The organism is Rhizobium sp. 10N427, assembly GCF_056394605.1.
In genome coordinates this window covers 408,937-426,834 of the sequence record NZ_JBFTID010000004.1, presented here as the reverse complement: position 1 = coordinate 426,834, position 17,898 = coordinate 408,937, and the positions used below count along the sequence as shown (strand labels likewise).

Annotated in this window: 18 protein-coding genes and 1 tRNA gene; 12 read left to right on the top strand and 7 right to left on the bottom strand. The window is 61.3% G+C overall.

The genetic code is table 11. The features are described from left to right. The first annotated feature begins 73 nt into the window (after positions 1-73). Positions 74-283 (top strand): SlyX family protein, encoded by a 210-nt coding sequence (locus tag AC1DIJ_RS11915; RefSeq protein ID WP_112384980.1) that lies wholly within the window; start codon positions 74-76, stop codon positions 281-283. Positions 284-324: 41 nt separating this feature from the next. Here the strand turns inward: AC1DIJ_RS11915 and AC1DIJ_RS11910 are convergent, their stop codons facing one another. Together AC1DIJ_RS11910 and AC1DIJ_RS11905 are read right to left on the bottom strand one after the other, a co-directional pair. Further along, the gene (locus tag AC1DIJ_RS11910; protein ID WP_112384981.1) at positions 325-1,806 is read right to left on the bottom strand and encodes an NAD-dependent succinate-semialdehyde dehydrogenase; all 1,482 of its coding nucleotides are present in this window, start codon (positions 1,804-1,806) and stop codon (positions 325-327) included. Between the two features lie 20 nt (positions 1,807-1,826). Then, positions 1,827-3,107, bottom strand: a complete 1,281-nt coding sequence (locus AC1DIJ_RS11905) for a 4-aminobutyrate--2-oxoglutarate transaminase (protein WP_112384982.1) — start codon at positions 3,105-3,107, stop codon at positions 1,827-1,829. 203 nt (positions 3,108-3,310) lie between these two features. On the opposite strand from AC1DIJ_RS11905, the gene AC1DIJ_RS11900 reads away from it, so the two are divergent. From AC1DIJ_RS11900 to AC1DIJ_RS11890, 3 genes are all read left to right on the top strand, one after another. After that, positions 3,311-4,120, top strand: a complete 810-nt coding sequence (locus AC1DIJ_RS11900) for a MerR family transcriptional regulator (RefSeq protein ID WP_112384983.1) — start codon at positions 3,311-3,313, stop codon at positions 4,118-4,120. Between the two features lie 74 nt (positions 4,121-4,194). Further along, the gene (locus AC1DIJ_RS11895) at positions 4,195-4,821 is read left to right on the top strand and encodes a ribonuclease D (RefSeq protein ID WP_112384984.1); all 627 of its coding nucleotides are present in this window, start codon (positions 4,195-4,197) and stop codon (positions 4,819-4,821) included. Positions 4,822-5,052: 231 nt separating this feature from the next. Continuing rightward, positions 5,053-6,543, top strand: coding sequence for a ribonuclease E domain-containing protein (locus AC1DIJ_RS11890; protein WP_112384985.1), 1,491 nt, complete (start codon positions 5,053-5,055; stop codon positions 6,541-6,543). A gap of 78 nt (positions 6,544-6,621) precedes the next feature. On the opposite strand, the gene rpsA is transcribed toward AC1DIJ_RS11890, so the two are convergent. The 3 genes from rpsA to AC1DIJ_RS11875 all read right to left on the bottom strand — a co-directional run bounded on the left by rpsA (position 6,622) and on the right by AC1DIJ_RS11875 (position 9,784). Further along, on the bottom strand, positions 6,622-8,322 hold the full coding sequence (gene rpsA, locus AC1DIJ_RS11885; RefSeq protein WP_112384986.1) for a 30S ribosomal protein S1: 1,701 nt from the start codon (positions 8,320-8,322) through the stop codon (positions 6,622-6,624). Positions 8,323-8,498: 176 nt separating this feature from the next. Further along, the gene (cmk, locus tag AC1DIJ_RS11880; protein ID WP_112384987.1) at positions 8,499-9,143 is read right to left on the bottom strand and encodes a (d)CMP kinase; all 645 of its coding nucleotides are present in this window, start codon (positions 9,141-9,143) and stop codon (positions 8,499-8,501) included. Continuing rightward, the gene (locus tag AC1DIJ_RS11875) at positions 9,140-9,784 is read right to left on the bottom strand and encodes an FMN-binding negative transcriptional regulator (protein ID WP_112384988.1); all 645 of its coding nucleotides are present in this window, start codon (positions 9,782-9,784) and stop codon (positions 9,140-9,142) included. Before AC1DIJ_RS11875 ends, cmk begins: the two co-directional genes overlap by 4 nt. A gap of 191 nt (positions 9,785-9,975) precedes the next feature. On the opposite strand from AC1DIJ_RS11875, the gene AC1DIJ_RS11870 reads away from it, so the two are divergent. The 6 genes from AC1DIJ_RS11870 to AC1DIJ_RS11845 all read left to right on the top strand — a co-directional run bounded on the left by AC1DIJ_RS11870 (position 9,976) and on the right by AC1DIJ_RS11845 (position 14,550). Then, on the top strand, positions 9,976-10,368 hold the full coding sequence (locus AC1DIJ_RS11870; protein ID WP_112385374.1) for a TIGR02300 family protein: 393 nt from the start codon (positions 9,976-9,978) through the stop codon (positions 10,366-10,368). Positions 10,369-10,522: 154 nt separating this feature from the next. After that, positions 10,523-10,598, top strand: a tRNA-Ala gene (locus tag AC1DIJ_RS11865). Between the two features lie 729 nt (positions 10,599-11,327). Further along, positions 11,328-11,975, top strand: coding sequence for a ribonuclease E domain-containing protein (locus AC1DIJ_RS11860; protein ID WP_162705917.1), 648 nt, complete (start codon positions 11,328-11,330; stop codon positions 11,973-11,975). Positions 11,976-12,152: 177 nt separating this feature from the next. Further along, a complete protein-coding gene (gene recF, locus AC1DIJ_RS11855; RefSeq protein WP_112384989.1) occupies positions 12,153-13,277 on the top strand; it encodes a DNA replication/repair protein RecF in 1,125 nt (374 codons plus the stop codon). After that, positions 13,274-14,080: a molybdopterin-synthase adenylyltransferase MoeB gene (locus tag AC1DIJ_RS11850; protein WP_112384990.1), complete on the top strand. Its 807-nt coding sequence runs from the start codon at positions 13,274-13,276 to the stop codon at positions 14,078-14,080. The genes recF and AC1DIJ_RS11850 overlap by 4 nt, the downstream gene beginning before the upstream one ends. Further along, complete coding sequence (locus AC1DIJ_RS11845; RefSeq protein WP_112384991.1) at positions 14,077-14,550, top strand: GNAT family N-acetyltransferase; 474 nt, start codon at positions 14,077-14,079, stop codon at positions 14,548-14,550. Before AC1DIJ_RS11850 ends, AC1DIJ_RS11845 begins: the two co-directional genes overlap by 4 nt. Here AC1DIJ_RS11845 and AC1DIJ_RS11840 read toward each other — a convergent pair. Continuing rightward, positions 14,547-15,548 carry a 2-hydroxyacid dehydrogenase gene (locus AC1DIJ_RS11840; protein WP_112384992.1) on the bottom strand — a complete coding sequence of 334 codons (1,002 nt, stop codon included), beginning with the start codon at positions 15,546-15,548 and terminating at the stop codon, positions 14,547-14,549. The genes AC1DIJ_RS11845 and AC1DIJ_RS11840 overlap by 4 nt on opposite strands. A gap of 188 nt (positions 15,549-15,736) precedes the next feature. On the opposite strand from AC1DIJ_RS11840, the gene AC1DIJ_RS11835 reads away from it, so the two are divergent. Next, positions 15,737-16,276 (top strand): SH3 domain-containing protein, encoded by a 540-nt coding sequence (locus AC1DIJ_RS11835; protein ID WP_112384993.1) that lies wholly within the window; start codon positions 15,737-15,739, stop codon positions 16,274-16,276. On the opposite strand, the gene AC1DIJ_RS11830 is transcribed toward AC1DIJ_RS11835, so the two are convergent. Next, positions 16,269-17,261, bottom strand: coding sequence for an adenosine kinase (locus AC1DIJ_RS11830; protein ID WP_112384994.1), 993 nt, complete (start codon positions 17,259-17,261; stop codon positions 16,269-16,271). The two genes, AC1DIJ_RS11835 and AC1DIJ_RS11830, sit on opposite strands and share 8 nt — an antisense overlap. Before the next feature lie 169 nt (positions 17,262-17,430). Here AC1DIJ_RS11830 and AC1DIJ_RS11825 point away from each other — a divergent pair, with 169 nt between their 5' ends. Further along, a complete protein-coding gene (locus tag AC1DIJ_RS11825; RefSeq protein ID WP_477831400.1) occupies positions 17,431-17,892 on the top strand; it encodes a MarR family winged helix-turn-helix transcriptional regulator in 462 nt (153 codons plus the stop codon). Positions 17,893-17,898 lie beyond the last annotated feature (6 nt).

Here is a 17,898-nt window from a genome sequence, read left to right as displayed (position 1 = left end):
CGATGCCGGGCGCCCCATTGACGCCGCCGCCGCTATAGGTTTTGGAAGAGCAGCAAACCGGTGGAGAACAACCATGGCCGAAGACATCAGCCGCATTACCCAGCTTGAAGAAGCCTTGGCCCATCAGGCAAAGATCATCGAAGAGCTTTCGGATCAGCTTGCCGAGCAATGGAAAGTGGTCGAACAGACCCGGGCGAAACTGGACCGTTTGACGGAACGCTTCCTGTCGCTCGAAGAGCAATCGCTGGAAGCGCCGGCGGTGACAAGGCCGCCGCATTATTGAATGCCGAAATGAAAAGGGCGCCCGGAGGCGCCCTTTCGATTTTAGAGATTGCCGATGCAGAGATATTTCATCTCGAGGTAATCATCGGCGCCATGGCGCGAGCCTTCGCGGCCGTTGCCGGATTGCTTGATACCGCCGAAGGGCGCGGTTTCCGTCGACATCAGGCCGGTATTGATGCCAACCATGCCGTATTCCAGCGCTTCCGCAACCTTCCAGACCTTCTTCAGGTCGCCCGCGAAGAAATAGGCGGCGAGGCCGAACTCGGTGTCATTGGCCTGCTGGATGACTTCTTCAACGGTGTCAAAGCGGAAGAGCGGCGCGACGGGGCCGAAGGTCTCTTCCCTGGCGACCTTCATGCCCTTGGCAACGCCCGTGAGTACGGTCGGCGTGAAGAAGGTGCCGGCACCTTCAATACGCTTGCCGCCGGTCAGCACCTTGGCACCCTTGGAGACCGCGTCGCTGACATGGTCCTCGACCTTGGCGAGGCCCTGTTCGTCGATCAGCGGCCCAATGGTGACGCCCGACGTGAAGCCGTCGCCAACAGACATGGCTTCAACCTTGGCGGCCAGCTTGGCCGCGAAGGCATCGTAGACGCCAGACTGCACGTAGAGGCGGTTGGCGCAGACGCAGGTCTGGCCGGCATTGCGATACTTCGAGGCGATCGCACCTTCGACGGCTGCATCGAGATCCGCATCATCAAAGACGATGAAGGGTGCGTTGCCGCCGAGCTCGAGGCTGACCTTCTTGATCTGATCGGAGCACTGGCGCATCAGGATGCGGCCGACTTCGGTCGAGCCGGTGAAGCTGATCTTGCGCACCTTGTCGTTGCCGCAGAGCTCCTTGCCGATCGCGGGGCCGTCTTCGCCGACGATGACGTTGAAGACACCGGCGGGAACACCGGCCTGTTCGGCGAGAACCGCAAGCGCGATGGCCGACAGCGGCGTCTGCTCGGCCGGCTTCGAAACGACGGTGCAGCCAACGGCAAGCGCCGGCGCGATCTTGCGGGTGATCATCGCTGCCGGGAAGTTCCAGGGCGTGATCGTGCCGACGACGCCGACCGGCTGCTTGATGACGATCATCCGCTTGTCGTTCGACGGTGCCGGAATGGTTTCGCCGTAGATGCGCTTGGCTTCTTCCGCATACCATTCGATGTAAGCGGCAGCGTAGAGGATTTCGCCGCGCGCTTCCGCAAATGGCTTGCCCATTTCGGCTGTCAGGATCGCCGCCAGCTCGTCGGCATTGGCGACCATCAGGTCGAACCACTTGCGCAGGATGGCGCTGCGGTCCTTGGCGGGTTTTGCCGCCCAGGCTGGCTGGGCTGCATAGGCTGCGTCAATCGCCTTGCGGGTGTCTGCAGCGCCCATATCAGGCAGCGAGGCCAGAACTTCGCCGGTGGACGGGTTCAGAACGTCGAAGGTTTTCGTTGCGCCGCCCTTCGTCCATTCGCCGTTGATGAAACCTGCGTCGCGCAGGAATGGCGAGGAGAAGGGAACGTGTTTGGTCAGTGCGGTCGTGAATGCCATGTCATTTACTCCGAAGGCGGTTACTTGCCCGCGCTTGCTTCAAGAATGGAGGCTTCGAGGATATCGAGCGCTTCGCCGAAGATATTGTCCTGAATGGTGATCGGGGCAAGGAAGCGGATGACGTTTCCGTGCACGCCGCAGGTCAAAAGAATGAGACCCTTCTCCAGCGCGATCAGGCGCACCTTGTTGGCGAATTCGGCGCTCGGCAGCTTGGTGGTCTTGTCGTTGAATTCGACGGCGTTCATGAAGCCCGGGCCGCGGATATCGACAATCTCCGGCACCTTGTCGCGCAGCGATTCCAGACGCTGCTTCAGGCGGCCGCCCAGCTGGTTGGCGCGGTTGCAGAGGTCTTCGTCCTTGATGACATCCAGAACGGCATGAGCGGCGGCGATACCGAGCGGATTGCCGCCATATGTGCCGCCGAGGCCGCCGGGGCCGGGCGCATCCATGATCTCGGCGCGGCCGGTGACGGCGGCGAGCGGGAAGCCGCCCGCGAGGCTCTTCGCCATGGTCATTAGGTCAGGGGCGACCTCATGGTGATCCATCGCAAACATCTTGCCGGTACGGGCAAATCCGGTCTGCACTTCGTCGGCAATCAGCAGGATGCCGTGCTGGTCGCAAAGTTCGCGCAGCGCCTTCAGGAAGGCGACAGGTGCCGCATAGAAACCGCCTTCGCCCTGCACGGGCTCGATGATGATGGCGGCAACACGCTGCGGATCGACATCGGCAGCAAACAGCTTCTTCAAGGCTGCGAGCGACTGCTCGGCGCTGACGCCATGCAGCTCGACCGGGAAGGGCACGTGGAAGACATCGCCAGGCATCGCGCCGAAGCCGACCTTGTAAGGCACGACCTTGCCGGTCAGGGCCATGCCCATGAAGGTACGGCCATGGAAGCCGCCGCCGAAGGCGATGACGGCGGAACGGCCGGTCGCGGAGCGGGCGATCTTCACGGCATTCTCTACGGCTTCCGCACCCGTGGTGACGAAGATCGTCTTCTTGGCGAAGTTGCCGGGCGCCAGCTCGTTCAGGCGTTCGGCAAGATGCACATAGGTTTCGTAGGGCACGACCTGGTGGCAGGTGTGGGTGAAATGGTCGAGCTGGTCCTTGACGGCAGCGATGACGCGCGGATGGCGGTGGCCGGTGTTCAGAACCGCGATGCCAGCGGCGAAATCGATGTAGCGGCGGCCCTCCTTGTCCCAGATTTCGGCATTCTCTGCGCGGTCGGCGTAGATTTGTGTCGTCATGCCGACGCCGCGGGAAATTGCGGCATTCTTCCGGTCCGTAAGGGTGGTCGCGTTCATCTATGCGCTCCTGCGCTCAAAGGGATTGGGAATTATCTTGCATAAGTTCTGCAAGATATATAGAAAAGTCCTACATTTTTCCTGCAAGAAATCAAGCGGCATTTTTTGCTTCAAACATCACGCCTTTTGATGGATGCTCACGACCAGAGATTCTGTCGCGGCAGGATGCATAAAGCACCACGGAATCAGGGATTTATTGGCGAATGAACAGTAACGGGCCGGTGCGCTACAAGGTCGCCGAGGCAGCGCGGCTGGCGGGAATTTCCGCCTCCACCGTACGGCTTTGGGAAAGCCAGGGCCTGCTTGTGCCTGATCGTTCGGAAACCGGCCACCGGCAATACAGCGCCGATGACGTCGCGCGGTTGAAGAAGATTTCCTGGTATCGTGTCGAGCGTGGCCTAAACCCGGCCGCGATCCGCGAGGCGCTGGAAAGCGAAGAGCCCTCCGGCGACAATGGCGAGACAGCCGGCGCGTCCGATATCGGCCGCCGGCTCCGCAGCCTTCGCCATGCCGCCGGCAAGACGCTGGATCAGGTCGCTGGCGAGATGGGCATCACGTCATCGACGCTATCGACGCTGGAGCGCACGTCGCAGGGCGTCAGCTTCAAGACCCTACATGATCTCGCCGAATATTACGGCACCACCGTTTCGCGCCTCTCGGGCGAAGAAGCCGATGATGCCACGGCGGTCGTCCGCTCCGGCGAATGGCGCACCTGGCCGGAAACCACACCGGGCGTGACCGTGCAGCTGCTGGCCGAAGGGCGGCGGATGATGGATTGCCACCGTTTCGTGCTGGCGCCCGGCGCCACCAGCGAAGGCGCCTACCGGCATGAGGGCGAGGAATTCATGCATGTCCTGTCGGGTCGTCTGGAGCTGGTGCTCGATTCCGACCAGTTCTTCGATCTCGGCCCTGGAGACTCGCTTTATTTCGAAAGCCGCCGCTATCATTCCTGGCGCAACCGCCACGACGGCGAGACGGTGCTGCTTTGGATCAATACGCCGCCAACCTTCTGAGGTCGAAAGCCGTATCGCCGCCAGCGCCTTTGCGCTATAGCGCCGGAAGAAACACGCGAGGTAAAAGAAGAGCCATGGCCGCCACCATCCGTTATCATGAAGGCGATATCTCCGCGGCGGATGCCGCGCGCTACAAGGGCGCAATCGCGATCGATACCGAGACGCTGGGTCTCGTTCCGCGCCGCGACCGTCTTTGTGTCGTCCAGTTGTCGCCGGGCGACGGCACGGCCGACGTCATCCGTATCGCCTCCGGCCAGAAGGAAGCGCCGAACCTGACGATGATGCTGGCCGATCCGGCGCGCCAGAAGATTTTCCACTACGGCCGCTTCGATATCGCCGTGTTGTTCCACACCTTCGGCGTGACCACGACACCTGTCTTCTGCACCAAGATCGCCTCGCGCCTGTCGCGCACCTATACGGATCGCCACGGCCTGAAGGACAATCTGAAAGAGATGCTGGAGGTCGATATCTCCAAAACGCAGCAATCCTCGGATTGGGCGGCGGCAACGCTCTCGCAGGCCCAGCTCGAATATGCAGCGTCCGACGTGCTCCATCTCCATGCGCTGCGCGACAAGCTGACCGAGCGCCTGCTGCGCGATGGCCGATTCGACCACGCCACCGCCTGCTTCGCGTTCCTGCCCACCCGCGCCAAGCTTGATCTTCTCGGCTGGGAAGAGACCGATATTTTCGCCCACAGCTGAGCAACGCGATCTTTGAGAGCCATGAGACGGCCGGGCGGGATTGGCATCCTGTCCGGCCGTTAGTTTTTCATTAACGGCCATTCGGTAGAATCATCATCAATTTTTAAGCATTCGTCGGTGCGATGACGCGCCATGCGGACGGGAGGATCTGCGGAAGAATGCGAGGGGTCCGATGAGCGCGACCCTCGTGTGATCTGCTTCGATTGTCACTTGCGAAAGTAGGAGCATGCCATGTTGACTCCGGTTCGTGCAGCGTCAAATACGAGTCTTTCTTCCAACGGACAGGCTGCGGCGATTGTCGCTAGCGGACTTGCCCGGTCGATCGTTGCCCCGGCGCCCGTTCAGGCGGTCGAAGGCTCCGATCTGAATTCGGCAATTGCCGGAAAGCTTAACCTCCTCTTGGCGGCAGCCCGCGAACGCATGTTCGACGCGCTGCTCGATGCCATCAATGCAGCATCCGTGGCCCTGCCGCTGCCGCGTCAGGATGGCGAAACCAATCTTACCTTCGCGTCCCGCCTTGCCGATGTCATCCAGAAGCTGCCTGCAACCCGCATCAACGAGATCGAAACGCAGCTCGCCGCCGATGGCCACACGCTGCCGCTGCGCCTGATCGCCGAAGCACTGAAGAATCCTGCAGGGCCGGAAGCCGCCCGGGTCGTCGCCTATCTGGAGACCGTCCGCTACAAGGATCGCGATCTGGTGGCTCGCGCGGTCGTTCGTTCGTATCGCCAGAACGATGCTTCACCGCTTCGGGCAGAACCACGACCTGACATCGCACTGCACGAAGACAGCGTTCTGCCGGCTCCGAAATCAGGGACCGATGCAGCGCATGAAGCGCGACCGCAGGCGCAAGCCAGACCGGCAGCAGTTGCGGCCCAGCCTTCTCCGCTTGCCGGTTTGTCCGATCTACCGGTTGACGAGATCGAAGAGATTGCCGAAGAGCCGCTGGCCGCCAACGAATTGGCGCAGGCTGCCGCATCGGAAGACCCGGAGCAACCGGAAACGGAAGCGATGGCGCCTGATGCGCCGCAGGTGCTTGAGGAAGCCGAAGCGCCACACGCGCCGCTCGCCAGGGAGCGCGCCGAACCCGATATTCCGAAGATCTGGCCTGCTGTTCTCGCGTCGATCACCGAGGAAGCATCCGAACTGCTGGTCGCCATCATCAACGAACAGGAGACCGCAACGCTTCTCGAGGTCCTGGCGGACGCACCTGAGGATATCGAAGCAGCGCTCGATCAGCCGGCGAGTGATGACATCAGCGAAGCGATGGATGGTCCGGACCAGATGGCGAGCGCCAAAGCCGCGCCGGCGGAAGCGGCACGCGCAGCGCCTGCAGCCGATCCGGCCCAGCTCGCTCGCCAGCAGAAGGAGATCGTCGCCCAGCCGCAGATCCTACCGGCCGATCTTGCCGAGATGGTTCAGAAAGCCGGTCTGCTGCGCTCACCCGACGGCGTCGGCTATATCGCTCAGCCCTATCAATTCGCCAAGGATGGCGCCGAACGCCGCGATGGCCAGATGCATCGCAGCGACTATGAAGGCAGTGCGGGCGAAGAAGAGCAGGATGCGCAGTCTGGCGAGGAGCAGCAATCGGCCTCTCAGCAGGAGCAGCGTCCGCAGGGCAGGGTGCCCGCCGATCTTCCCGAGATCGAAGCGCGCCACGAAGAGCCTCCGGTCGCCGATCCGGTTTTCGCGCTCTATCAGCGCATGGTCGGCTGGGAATAACGGCACTTCCAAAATTCAGGTCAAAGAAAAACCCGCCGGATCGCTCCGGCGGGTTCTTTGTTTCAATGCTTGAAGCGATTACTCGCCGCGGTTCTTCAGAGCCGCGCCCAGGATGTCGCCGAGCGAAGCGCCGGAGTCGGACGAACCGAACTGAGCGACGGCTTCCTTCTCTTCTGCGATTTCCAGAGCCTTGATGGACAGCATGATCTTGCGGTCCTTCTTGGAGAAGTTGGTGACGCGGGCGTCAACAACCTGGCCAACCGAGAAGCGTTCCGGACGCTGGTCGTCGCGGTCGCGTGCGAGATCTGCACGGCGGATGAACGAGGTGATGTCTTCGTGTTCGACGAGCTTCACTTCGATGCCGCCATCGTTGACTGCGGTGATTTCGCAGGAAACGACTGCATTCTTGCGCAGGTCGCCAGAGGCAGCGGCGTCGCCGACTGCATCCTTGCCGAGCTGCTTGATGCCGAGCGAGATGCGTTCCTTTTCGACGTCAACATCGAGAACGACAGCCTTGACGACATCGCCCTTGTTGAACTCTTCGATGACCTGCTCGCCCGGACGGTTCCAGTCGAGGTCAGAAAGGTGCACCATGCCGTCAACGTCGCCGTCGAGGCCGATGAACAGGCCGAATTCGGTCTTGTTCTTGACTTCGCCTTCGACTTCAGTGCCAGCCGGGTTGTTGCGGGCGAATGCTGCCCACGGATTTTCCAGCGTCTGCTTGAGGCCGAGCGAGATACGGCGCTTGGACGGATCGACTTCGAGAACGACGACTTCGACTTCCTGGCTCGTGGATAGAATCTTGCCGGGGTGTACGTTCTTCTTGGTCCAGGACATTTCCGAGATGTGGATCAGGCCTTCGATGCCCGGCTCCAGTTCGACGAACGCACCGTAGTCGGTGATGTTCGTGACGGTACCGGAGATCTTCTTGCCTTCCGGATACTTCGCCTGGATGCCATCCCACGGATCGGACTCGAGCTGCTTCATGCCGAGCGAGATGCGGTGGGTTTCCTGGTTGATGCGGATGATCTGAACCTTGACCTGCTGGCCGATGTTCAGGATTTCCGACGGATGGTTGACGCGGCGCCATGCCATGTCGGTAACGTGCAGCAGGCCGTCGATGCCGCCGAGGTCAACGAACGCACCGTAATCGGTGATGTTCTTGACGACGCCGTCAACAACCTGGCCTTCTTCGAGGTTCTGAACGATTTCAGAACGCTGCTCGGCACGGGATTCTTCCAGAACCGTACGGCGCGAAACCACGATGTTGCCGCGGCGCTTGTCCATCTTGAGGATTTCGAAGGGCTGCGGGTTGTGCATCAGCGGGGAAACGTCGCGGATCGGGCGGATGTCGACCTGAGAACGCGGCAGGAAGGCGATCGCACCGTCGAGATCGACCGTGAAGCCGCCCTTGACCTGGTTGAAGATCACGCCTTCGACGCGCTCGCCAGCTTCGAACTTGGCTTCGAGCTTGATCCAGCTTTCTTCGCGGCGAGCCTTCTCGCGCGACAGAACAGCTTCGCCAAGGGCGTTTTCGATGCGCTCGACGTAAACTTCGACTTCGTCGCCGACCTTCAGCGAACCGTCCTTGGCGCGTGCGCCGAATTCCTTGAGCGCGATGCGGCCTTCGACCTTCAGGCCGACGTCAACAACGGCGACATCCTTTTCGATGCCGGTGACGATGCCCTTGGTGACATAGCCTTCGGCCAGATCGTTCTTGGCAAAAGACTCTTCGAGAAGGGCCGCGAAATCTTCGCGAGAGGGAGTAGCTACTGACATAAAATCTCCTGCGTGGCCTTCGATAGCTGCAAGGCCCACGTATGCGCCGGTTGGTTCGTGTTGAACAGGCCTGAACCCAGTCCGCCTCCTTAAGGGAAGCAATCCGGCGCTTGGACGGAATTTCAGGCTTTTAAAAAGCGTCCCGCCGCGCAAGGCGCCAACGGACCGCTCGAATTTCAGTTATTTCGGCTCAAGGCCGCATCGATGATCGACTTTGCGGCTTGAAACGCGGCCTCTATACTCATTTCCGACGTATCAAGCAAGTGCGCGTCATCGGCTGGTTTCAAAGGGCTGTCGGCCCGTCCCATGTCGCGTTCGTCGCGCCGCTTCACATCCTCGAAAATTGCCTCGAAATCGGCAGCCGTTCCTTTCGCCGTGATTTCGTCGTAGCGCCGCCTCGCGCGCACCTCGGGCGAAGCCGTCACATAGAGTTTCACCGGGGCATCCGGACAGACCACGGTACCGATGTCGCGGCCGTCGAGCACCGTTCCCGGCGCCATTCCGGCAAAGCGCTGCTGCGCTTCTACAAGTGCGCGGCGAACCGCAGGCATCACGGCAATCTTCGAGGCGGCTTCGCCGATCTCATGCTTCGAAAGTATATCGCGATCGAGCCCGGCGAGTTCAACCTCGCGGGCGATCTTTTCGGCCACCGCCTCGTCATCGAGCGGCAGGGCGGCATCGATGAGCGCCTTGGCGGTTGCCCGGTAGGTCAATCCCGTATCCAGGTGGTGGAAGCCGTATTCATCGGCGATCCGGCGCGAAAGCGTACCCTTGCCGGCCGCTGCCGGGCCGTCGATGGCAATCGTGAATGTCGTTTTCAATGGTTTCCTTCCAGCCCGCCATAGCGTTTGACGAGCTCGATCATGTCTTCCTGGCCGCTTGCCGCGCCCAATCCTGCAGCAACGCCTTCGCGGTCGGCAACGGGGCGGTTCTGACTGACCTTCCATTTGCCTTCAAGCGCCGATATCTCGATTTCGATGCCGATGATGCCCTTCATCTGCGCCCGGATGAAATCGTCGGGCGCATCGTCCACCGCCCATGGCTTCTCGCGGTTGCCCTCATGCTGGCCAGTGAGCGCGTTGATCTGCGACCGCAGCCAGTCCGCATCGTCGATCACCCGGGCGCTGCCGCGCGCCTGAACGATCGCATAGTTCCAGGTCGGCACGACCTTGCCGGTTTCCTGCTTGGTCTTGTACCAGGACGGCGTCACATAGGAGTTGGCGCCCTGGAAGACGGCAAGAATGGGTGCTCCGTCCTGGATGTCGCGCCATTGGCCGTTGGCTTTCGCCAGATGCAGCCGCAACGTCCCTTTTTCTGACGCCGCGGCATCGAGATGGAAAGGGACAGGATTGGCGACCAATCCGCTCGCTCCGGCGGTGATCAGCAGTCCGAGTGGATGGGCGCGGATCAGCTGGTGCTGGGTCGCCAGATCGTCTTCCCGGAAGTGAGGCGGCTGATACATTGGTTTCTCGCCGGTTTCTGTGTCTTCGGCGCTTCCTAACACAATGTTATTTGCCGGTCATCTTGCGATACGAAGTTTCGCTTTGACATCATTGGCCGCAACGATTATGGGGACCGGCTTATAAATTCCGAAAAGAACGCCGGTTTACACGGCACAGCCGAATGTATTCGGCCATTCTCACGAGGCTTATAGTGGCGAAAACGGAACTTGGAACCAAGCGTACCGATCCGGAAACCGGCAAGAAGTTCTACGATCTGAACCGGGATCCGATCGTTTCTCCGTACACCGGCAAATCCTATCCCCTATCCTTCTTCCAGGAAACCTCGGCTGCAGCAGCCGCTGAGGCGGCAAGCGAAGACGACGACGTGCAGGAAGTCGATACCGAGAGCACGGAAGTCGAACTCGTCTCGCTCGAGGACGCCGATGAAGGCGCGAGCGGCGACGACATTCCTGACATGGGCGATGACGACGTCGAGATCGAAGGCGATGACGACGACGATACCTTCCTCGAAGCCGACGAAGACGATGAAGATGACGACATGAGCGACATCATCGGCGTTACCGGCGACGAAGACGAAGTCTGATACGACAGAAATCACGGCCCGGACGACAAAAAATCTCCGGGCCGTTTTTTTAGGCTTGCCATCTGCGAAAACCGCAAGTAATAAGCCGCCACTCCGCCGGGTTAGCCCGCATCGGAGGATCCCAGGACCGGAAGAAATACCGGACCACCCTGATGGGGCTATAGCTCAGCTGGGAGAGCGCTTGCATGGCATGCAAGAGGTCAGCGGTTCGATCCCGCTTAGCTCCACCAAATTTTCCCAAGATCTAGGTTGTCTATCAGGCTCTCCCGCGGTCTTTGACGTCTCGTGAGCTTAAAGCCAAAGCGCAAACCTCCGAAATTCACCCGGTTACATCAGGCAAATGCGTGCTTTGATGTGATCGATCCACTTCAGGCTATCGCGCTGCGTCATCGTCGGCTCTGACGTGACTACCGCGACCCCGCGAACCACGGCGGCAGACCATGCTCGTCTACGTGGAGTGTTCCGGCAAGGCACTGATTTACGATAGAAAAATCAATCCAGCGGGCCGCCGATGAAGGGGCGTAGTGCCTCTTATCCAATCCTTCAAAAGTGCTAGTCCCTTTAAGCTAGACCTTATGAATAGGAAGTTGGCTATGGATTAAGATGTAATGGGGATGGCAACGTTCATAGCTGGGAGTAATGCATAGCTAATATAAAATCTATTTCGTTAGCGTTTTGTTAACTAGGGAGTTGCCCCATGTTAAGAACAGCAGCGAAATACGGCGTGGCCATCGCCTATCTCATGGCCTCCAGCAGTCTCGCATTCTCTGCACCTCTTCCTCTGCGCATCGACTGTCGTCTCGTTAAGCCGGGAACCCTCGAAGCCCGCCTCTGCCGCCCGACGGCCGCGATTCCAGCGGATAACTACCAAGGCTCTAACGATGATGCCGGAGGAACCGGCGGCGCTCCGCAGGTATCGGCATCGAGCGCCGGTTCCGGTGGCAGTCCGGGGAGTGGTGGTGACCCGGGTAGTGGCGGAACCGGATCCGGCAACGGCGGAACTGGACCCGGCGACGGTGGCCATGGTCCTGGTGACGGTGGTCACGACCCCGGCAACGGTGGTCATGGTCCAGGTAACGGCGGTCATGGTTCTGGCAGCGGTGGTCAGGGATCCGGCAAAGGCGATCACCATCATGGTGGGCATGCTGGTAACGGGAGCAAGGACAGCGGCCATTCCGGTGATGGAAAGCATGGCCGTGATCCGGGTAAGTCCTGGGGCGGCCATGGTGACAGAAAGGACGGCGGCAAGTCTGGCGGCCACAAATCTGACGGTGGTAAACCCGGCGACCACAATTCCGGCGGCGGCAGACCTGGCGGCGACCACTCCAGTGGTGGACAGCCTGGCGGCAATAAGTCTGGTGGCGACAGGCACGGTGGTGGCCATTCCGGCGGCGGCAACCATGGTGGTGGCAAGCCCGGGAACGGCCACTCCGGTGACAAGCCTGGAGACAACCGTTCCGGTGGCAGCAGACCCGGCGATAACCACCGTGGCGATGACAAATCCGGCAATGATCATTCCGGAAGCCACGGAGATGGCGGCCACCAGGAAGGCCGCGATGACAGCCACAGATCTGGCGGCGGCAAGTCCGGAGGCCACTGAGCGCTAGAGAATACGATTGGTAACAACGAGCCCGGCTGGAAGGCCGGGCTTCGTCATTCCCGGGATTGTGCTACAAGCAGAGTATATGAGGCAGATCGCGGCCTGCACCATTCGTTTGTGCCTTAGCCTTGCCATGCCTGCCGGTTCGGCTTAGCTCTGCCCGGAACACGAATCCGGACAAACGATGCCTCACAAGGTCTTTCTCTCCCGCCTCAAGCTGACGGACTTCCGCAATTATGCGGCGGTGTCGCTTGATATGGACGGCCGCCATGTTGTGCTGACGGGTGACAATGGCGCGGGAAAAACCAATCTGATGGAGGCGGTTTCGTTCCTGTCGCCGGGGCGGGGCCTTCGCCGTGCGGCCTATTCCGATGTCACGCGCGTCGGCGCCTCTGCCGGCTTCTCGATCTTTGCCGAACTCGAGGGGATGGAAGGTGGCGTCGAGATCGGCACCGGCGCCGACACGACGGACGAGAATACGGCGCGCAAGTTGCGGATCAACGGCACGACGGCGAAGACGGCCGATGAGCTCACCGATCATCTGCGCGTACTGTGGCTGACGCCATCTATGGATGGCCTGTTTACCGGTGGCTCCTCCGATCGCCGCCGCTTTCTCGACCGCCTCGTGCTCTCGCTCGATCCCGCCCATGGGCGCCGCGCCAGCGATTTCGAGCGCGCCATGCGCAGCCGCAACAAGCTGCTCGACGAAGGCAGGTTCGATCCGTCCTGGCTCTCCGGCATCGAACAGCAGATGGCAAGCCTTGGCATCGCCATGGCGCTTGCCCGCCAGGAGATGCTCGGTCTGTTGACCCGGCTGATCGAAGAGACGCGGGAGACCTCGCCTTTCCCTTCAGCCGCGCTTGCGCTCTCGGGCTTCATGGATGGACAATTCGCGCGACCTGCCGTCGATCTCGAGGACGATTATGCGGCGATGCTGGCGGACAGCCGCTATCGCGATGCCGCCGCCGGGCGCACGCTGGATGGGCCGCACCGCGCCGATCTGCTTGTCCGCCACCGCGAGAAGCAGATGGAGGCGGAACGCTGCTCCACAGGCGAGCAGAAGGCGCTGCTGGTCGGCCTGATCCTCGCCCATGCGAAACTCGTCGCCAATCTGACGGGGCATGCCCCGGTGCTGCTGCTCGACGAGATCGCCGCGCATCTCGATGAAGGGCGCCGTGCGGCTCTCTTCGATCTTATCGATTCGCTCGGCGGGCAGGCCTTCATGACTGGCACAGACCGCTCGATGTTCTCCGCCCTCGGCGAGCGGGCGCAATTCCTGACGGTCTCCGACGGACATGTCGGGGAATGACGGACGGTGCTTTCCTCTTCGGTTCGGGCCATGGTAGCATTCCCGCCATGGAACCGCTCAGTCCCGAAGAAGTCGCGCGATATCAGCGTCATATCCTACTGCCGGAAATCGGCGGAGCAGGTCAGCAGAAGCTCAAGGCCGCCCGGATACTGGTGATTGGCGCCGGTGGCCTCGGCGCCCCGGTTCTGCAATATCTGGCGGCTGCAGGTGTGGGCACGCTTGGCATTGCTGATGACGACCGTGTTTCGCTTTCCAATCTGCAGCGGCAGGTCATCCACGATTCCGGCACCATCGGCGAGTTGAAGACGGAGAGCGCCGCCTTCGCGATCGCCCGGCTCAATCCGCATGTGAACATCATCCGCTTCGAGGAGCGCTTCTCCTCCGAATCGGCCCGCCGTCATCTCTCGGGCTTCGATCTGCTGATCGACGGGTCCGACAATTTCGAGACGCGCTACGCCGCAGCCGATGCCGCCGAACAGGCGAAGGTGCCCCTGGTGACCGGTGCCGTCGGCCGGTTCGATGGATCGCTGACGGTTCTGAAACCGTATGAGCTTGCTGCGGATGGTACGCTCAATCCGGCCTACCGGGATCTCTTTCCTGAAATCCCGCCGGACGGGTTGATCCCCGCCTGTGCCGAAACCGGCATCGTCGGTGCGCTGACCGGCGTCATCGGCACGCTGATGGCTATGGAAGCGATCAAGCTGATCACCCGCAGTGGCGAGCCGCTGATCGGGCGGCTGCTGCTCTACGACGCGCTGACGACGCGTTTCGATACCATACGATACAAGCGGCGGAAGACATGACTGATATCATCAGGCTGGATCAAGACTTCGGCCGCTGGCCCGAACTGCTCGACCTCATCCTCTCATCCTTTGCCTATATGAACGGCCGCATCGATCCGCCGTCCTCCGGCCTTTCGCTGACGCCCGAAGCGTTGCAGGCGAAGGCCGCAGCCGAAATCGGCTACGTCGCGCTGGATGGCGACAGGCTCACCGGATGCATGTTCCTGCGCCCCGAAGAAGACAGCCTCTATCTCGGCAAGCTGGCGATCGCGCCCGATTATCAGGGAAAAGGCATCGGTCGGCAGCTGTTCGCGATTGCCGAGGCGGTCGCGAAGGAGCGGGGATTGAAGGTGATCCGGCTCGACACGCGGATCGAACTCACCGGCAACCATGCGATCTTCGGCGCTTGGGGCTTTGCGAGGACGGCCGAAAAATCCCATCCGGGATACGACCGGGTCACCTATGTCGAGATGCGCAAGACCCTGGCTTAACGGCCGGGTAGAACGCGGTTCGGCGGCCGGTGGCCGTCGATGAAGGCGCGGATGTTGATGATCACCTTGTCGCCCATGTCGATACGGCCCTCGATCGTCGCTGAGCTCATATGCGGCAGCAGCACGACCTTGCCCTCGTTGGCGAGCTTGATCAGCTTCGGATTGACCGCGGGCTCGTTCTCGAACACGTCGAGACCGGCGCCGGCAATCCGGCCTTCGCGCAGGCACTTGATCAGCGCCGCTTCATCAACGACGTCGCCGCGCGCGGTGTTCACCAGATAGGCCGTTGGCTGCAGCAGGGCGAGCCGCCGGGCCGACAGCAAATGGAACGTCGCCGGTGTCGACGGGCAGTTGACCGAGACGATATCGACCCGCGCCAGCATCTGGTCGAGGCTCTCCCAATAGGTCGCCTCCAGCTCGTCCTCGGTCGCCGGGTTGACGCGCTTGCGGTTGTGATAGTGGATCGACAAGCCGAACGCCTTGGCGCGGCGGGCAACGGCAGTGCCGATCCGGCCCATGCCGACAATGCCGATCCGCTTGCCGTGAATGCGGCGTCCGAGCATCCAGGTCGGCGACCACCCTGCCCATTCCCCTGGCTTGTCGGTTAGGATGCGCGCACCTTCGCCGAGGCGCCGCGGCACCGCGAGGATCAGCGCCATCGTCATGTCGGCGGTGTCTTCGGTCAGCACGTTTGGCGTGTTCGTCACGGTAATGCCCTTGCGGGCCGCAGCCTCGACATCGATGTGATCGGTGCCGTTCGAAAAACTGGAAATCAGCTTTAGCTGCGGTCCGGCCTGCTCGATCAGCGCGGCGTCGATACGGTCGGTCACCGTAGGAACTAGAACGTCGGCGCTATTCACCGCCTCGGCGAGCTCGGCCGCGGAACGCGGCGAATCGTCGATGTTGAGTTCGGCGTCGAAGAGCTCGCGCATGCGGGTCTCTACCGCGTCAGGCAGCTTCCGGGTGATGTAGACCTTCGGTTTTTTCTTCGATGTCATCGCGGCCGGCCATGCCTTGTTCAGATGTCTTTAACCAAGACGGGGGATAATTTTAACGTTCGGGCAATTTCTACCAGACCCGCACGCGAAGACAAACAAAACTCGCGGGCAGTGGTCGGCGAATGTCGAAGCCCCGGACAGCGAGCGGGTAGAGCCCCGCTTACGAATTCGAGCGAACGGAAACCTCCATGCGTGGAATCACTCTGAAGTCCTGCCTTGCTATTGCGGTTGGTCTGATGCTGTCGGCAAGCGCCGTCGAATCTGCGTATGGGCAAGCGGCCAAGGGCCCGAGCGGCCTGCCGCTGCCGCGCTTCGTGACGCTGAAGTCGAAGCGCGTCAATCTGCGCATCGGCCCCGGCACCGATTATGCCGCGTCCTGGATGTATCTCAAGGCCGGCCTGCCGGTGGAGATTATCCAGGAATATGACAACTGGCGCCGCATCCGCGATGCCGACGGCACCGAGGGCTGGGTCAACCAGTCGCTGCTGTCGGGCCAGCGCTCGGCGCTGGCCGCGCCGTGGATGAAGGGCAAGGGAAAATCGGTCTTCGTCAACATGCGCCGCGAGCCGCAGTCGTCCGCGACCATCGTCGCCAAGCTCGAGCCTGGCGTGATGATCCATATCGGCGAATGCAATGGCGACTGGTGCCATGCCGATGCCGACGGCGCCGAAGGATGGGTGGCGCAGCCGGAAATCTGGGGTGCCTATCCCGGCGAAGCCTTTAAATAAGCTTCGCCTCGCGGGCGGCCTCGGCAAGCGACTTCATCGGCCGTGGTCCGATCTGCTGGATGACGATGCCGGCGGCCAGGCAGCCGAGCTTGCCGCAATCCTCGAGCGTGCGGCCCTGGGTGTAGCCGTAGAGGAAGCCTGAGGCGAAGAGATCGCCGGCGCCCGTCGTATCGACCACCTCGTTGATGCTGATCGCATCGACATACCAGCGCTCGCTGCCCTTCAGGATCACTGCGCCGTCTTCGCTCATCGTCACCGCGGCGATCTTGCAGTCCTTGGCAATCTTGTTCAGCGCTTCCTCGAAATCCTCGGTCTCATAAAGCGACAGCGCTTCCTGCTTATTGGCGAAGACGATGTCGACGGTGCCGGAACGCATCAGGTCGAGGAACTCGGCGCGATAGCGGCCGACGCAGAAGCTGTCGGAGAGCGTCATCGACACTTCGCGGCCATTCTCGTGCGCGATGCGGGCGCATTCGCGGATCGCCTCCTTGGCGCGCGGCGGATCCCAGAGATAGCCTTCGAAATAGGTAACCTTTGCATCGGCGACGACGTCGGCTTCGACGTCTTCAGGGCCGAGCTCGACGCAGGCGCCGAGATAGGTGTTCATCGAGCGCTCGCCGTCATCGGTAACGAAGATCATCGAGCGGGCGGTCGGCGGAAAGGTGCCCTTCGGCTGTGTCTGATAGTGAACGCCCTGGGCGCGGATATCATGCGCAAAGATCTCGCCAAGCTGGTCGTCGGCGACCTTGCCGAAATAGGCGGCCTTGGCGCCAAGGCTGGCGACACCCGCCGCCGTATTGCCGGCGCTGCCGCCCGATGCTTCCAGAGCCGGTCCCATGCGGGAATAAAGCAGCTCGGCGCGCTCGGCATCAATCAGGTTCATCGCTGCCTTGGTGATCGCGTTGTCAATGAGGAACTGGTCGTCGCAACGCGCGATGATATCGACGATGGCGTTGCCGACAGTCAGAACATCGAATTTGGTCATGAAATGGGAGGTCCCGGATTAAGTGATAGCCGGGATTTGGTCTTAGCGGAATTTCCGCTGATGGGAAGGAAAAATAGCTCCTCCAGGCAAAAACCGGCGGCGCTTCTGCGAAATAATGTTGACTAGGAAACCAATTCAAATTAGTTTCCTAGTCAACAAAGATGGTTCGATGGCTGGCAAAAATCATATCTCCGATCTCGATTCGCATCTCGGCTATTGGCTGCGGATCGTCTCGAATGCCGTATCCCAGGAGTTCGCGCGAAAGCTCGAGCGTGAGGGTGTTACGGTTGCCGAATGGGTGTTTCTTCGCGTGCTTTACGGAGCAAGCCCCGTTGCGCCCTCGAAGCTTGCCGCGCGGATGGGGATGACGAAGGGAGCGATTTCCAAGCTTGCCGATCGCCTGACGGCAAAAGCACTCGTCGAGCGCGGTGCCGATCCAGAAGACCGGCGCGGGCACAAATTGTCTCTCGCGGCCGCGGCGCGACCGCTCGTCGAACGGCTGTCAAAGCTTGCGGATGCAAATGACATCCAGTTCTTCGGGATCCTGAGCCCGGAAGAACGCGCGGAGATGGAACGGCTTTTGAGAAATATCGTCGCGGAACGCAGTCTGCGGAACGTCGCGACGGAGTAGACGCGT

Bases quoted from the DNA above. Each gene is read 5' to 3' on its own strand.
- AC1DIJ_RS11915 (WP_112384980.1), top strand. From the start codon at position 74: ATGGCCGAAGACATCAGCCGCATTACCCAGCTTGAAGAAGCCTTGGCC.
- AC1DIJ_RS11875 (WP_112384988.1), bottom strand. From the start codon at position 9,784: ATGTATCAGCCGCCTCACTTCCGGGAAGACGATCTGGCGACCCAGCAC.
- rpsA (WP_112384986.1), bottom strand. From the start codon at position 8,322: ATGTCAGTAGCTACTCCCTCTCGCGAAGATTTCGCGGCCCTTCTCGAA.
- AC1DIJ_RS11845 (WP_112384991.1), top strand. From the start codon at position 14,077: ATGACTGATATCATCAGGCTGGATCAAGACTTCGGCCGCTGGCCCGAA.
- AC1DIJ_RS11910 (WP_112384981.1), bottom strand. From the start codon at position 1,806: ATGGCATTCACGACCGCACTGACCAAACACGTTCCCTTCTCCTCGCCA.
- AC1DIJ_RS11900 (WP_112384983.1), top strand. From the start codon at position 3,311: ATGAACAGTAACGGGCCGGTGCGCTACAAGGTCGCCGAGGCAGCGCGG.
- AC1DIJ_RS11830 (WP_112384994.1), bottom strand. From the start codon at position 17,261: ATGACCAAATTCGATGTTCTGACTGTCGGCAACGCCATCGTCGATATC.
- AC1DIJ_RS11840 (WP_112384992.1), bottom strand. From the start codon at position 15,548: ATGACATCGAAGAAAAAACCGAAGGTCTACATCACCCGGAAGCTGCCT.
- AC1DIJ_RS11890 (WP_112384985.1), top strand. From the start codon at position 5,053: ATGTTGACTCCGGTTCGTGCAGCGTCAAATACGAGTCTTTCTTCCAAC.
- recF (WP_112384989.1), top strand. From the start codon at position 12,153: ATGCCTCACAAGGTCTTTCTCTCCCGCCTCAAGCTGACGGACTTCCGC.
- AC1DIJ_RS11850 (WP_112384990.1), top strand. From the start codon at position 13,274: ATGACGGACGGTGCTTTCCTCTTCGGTTCGGGCCATGGTAGCATTCCC.
- AC1DIJ_RS11835 (WP_112384993.1), top strand. From the start codon at position 15,737: ATGCGTGGAATCACTCTGAAGTCCTGCCTTGCTATTGCGGTTGGTCTG.
- AC1DIJ_RS11905 (WP_112384982.1), bottom strand. From the start codon at position 3,107: ATGAACGCGACCACCCTTACGGACCGGAAGAATGCCGCAATTTCCCGC.
- AC1DIJ_RS11895 (WP_112384984.1), top strand. From the start codon at position 4,195: ATGGCCGCCACCATCCGTTATCATGAAGGCGATATCTCCGCGGCGGAT.
- AC1DIJ_RS11825 (WP_477831400.1), top strand. From the start codon at position 17,431: ATGGCTGGCAAAAATCATATCTCCGATCTCGATTCGCATCTCGGCTAT.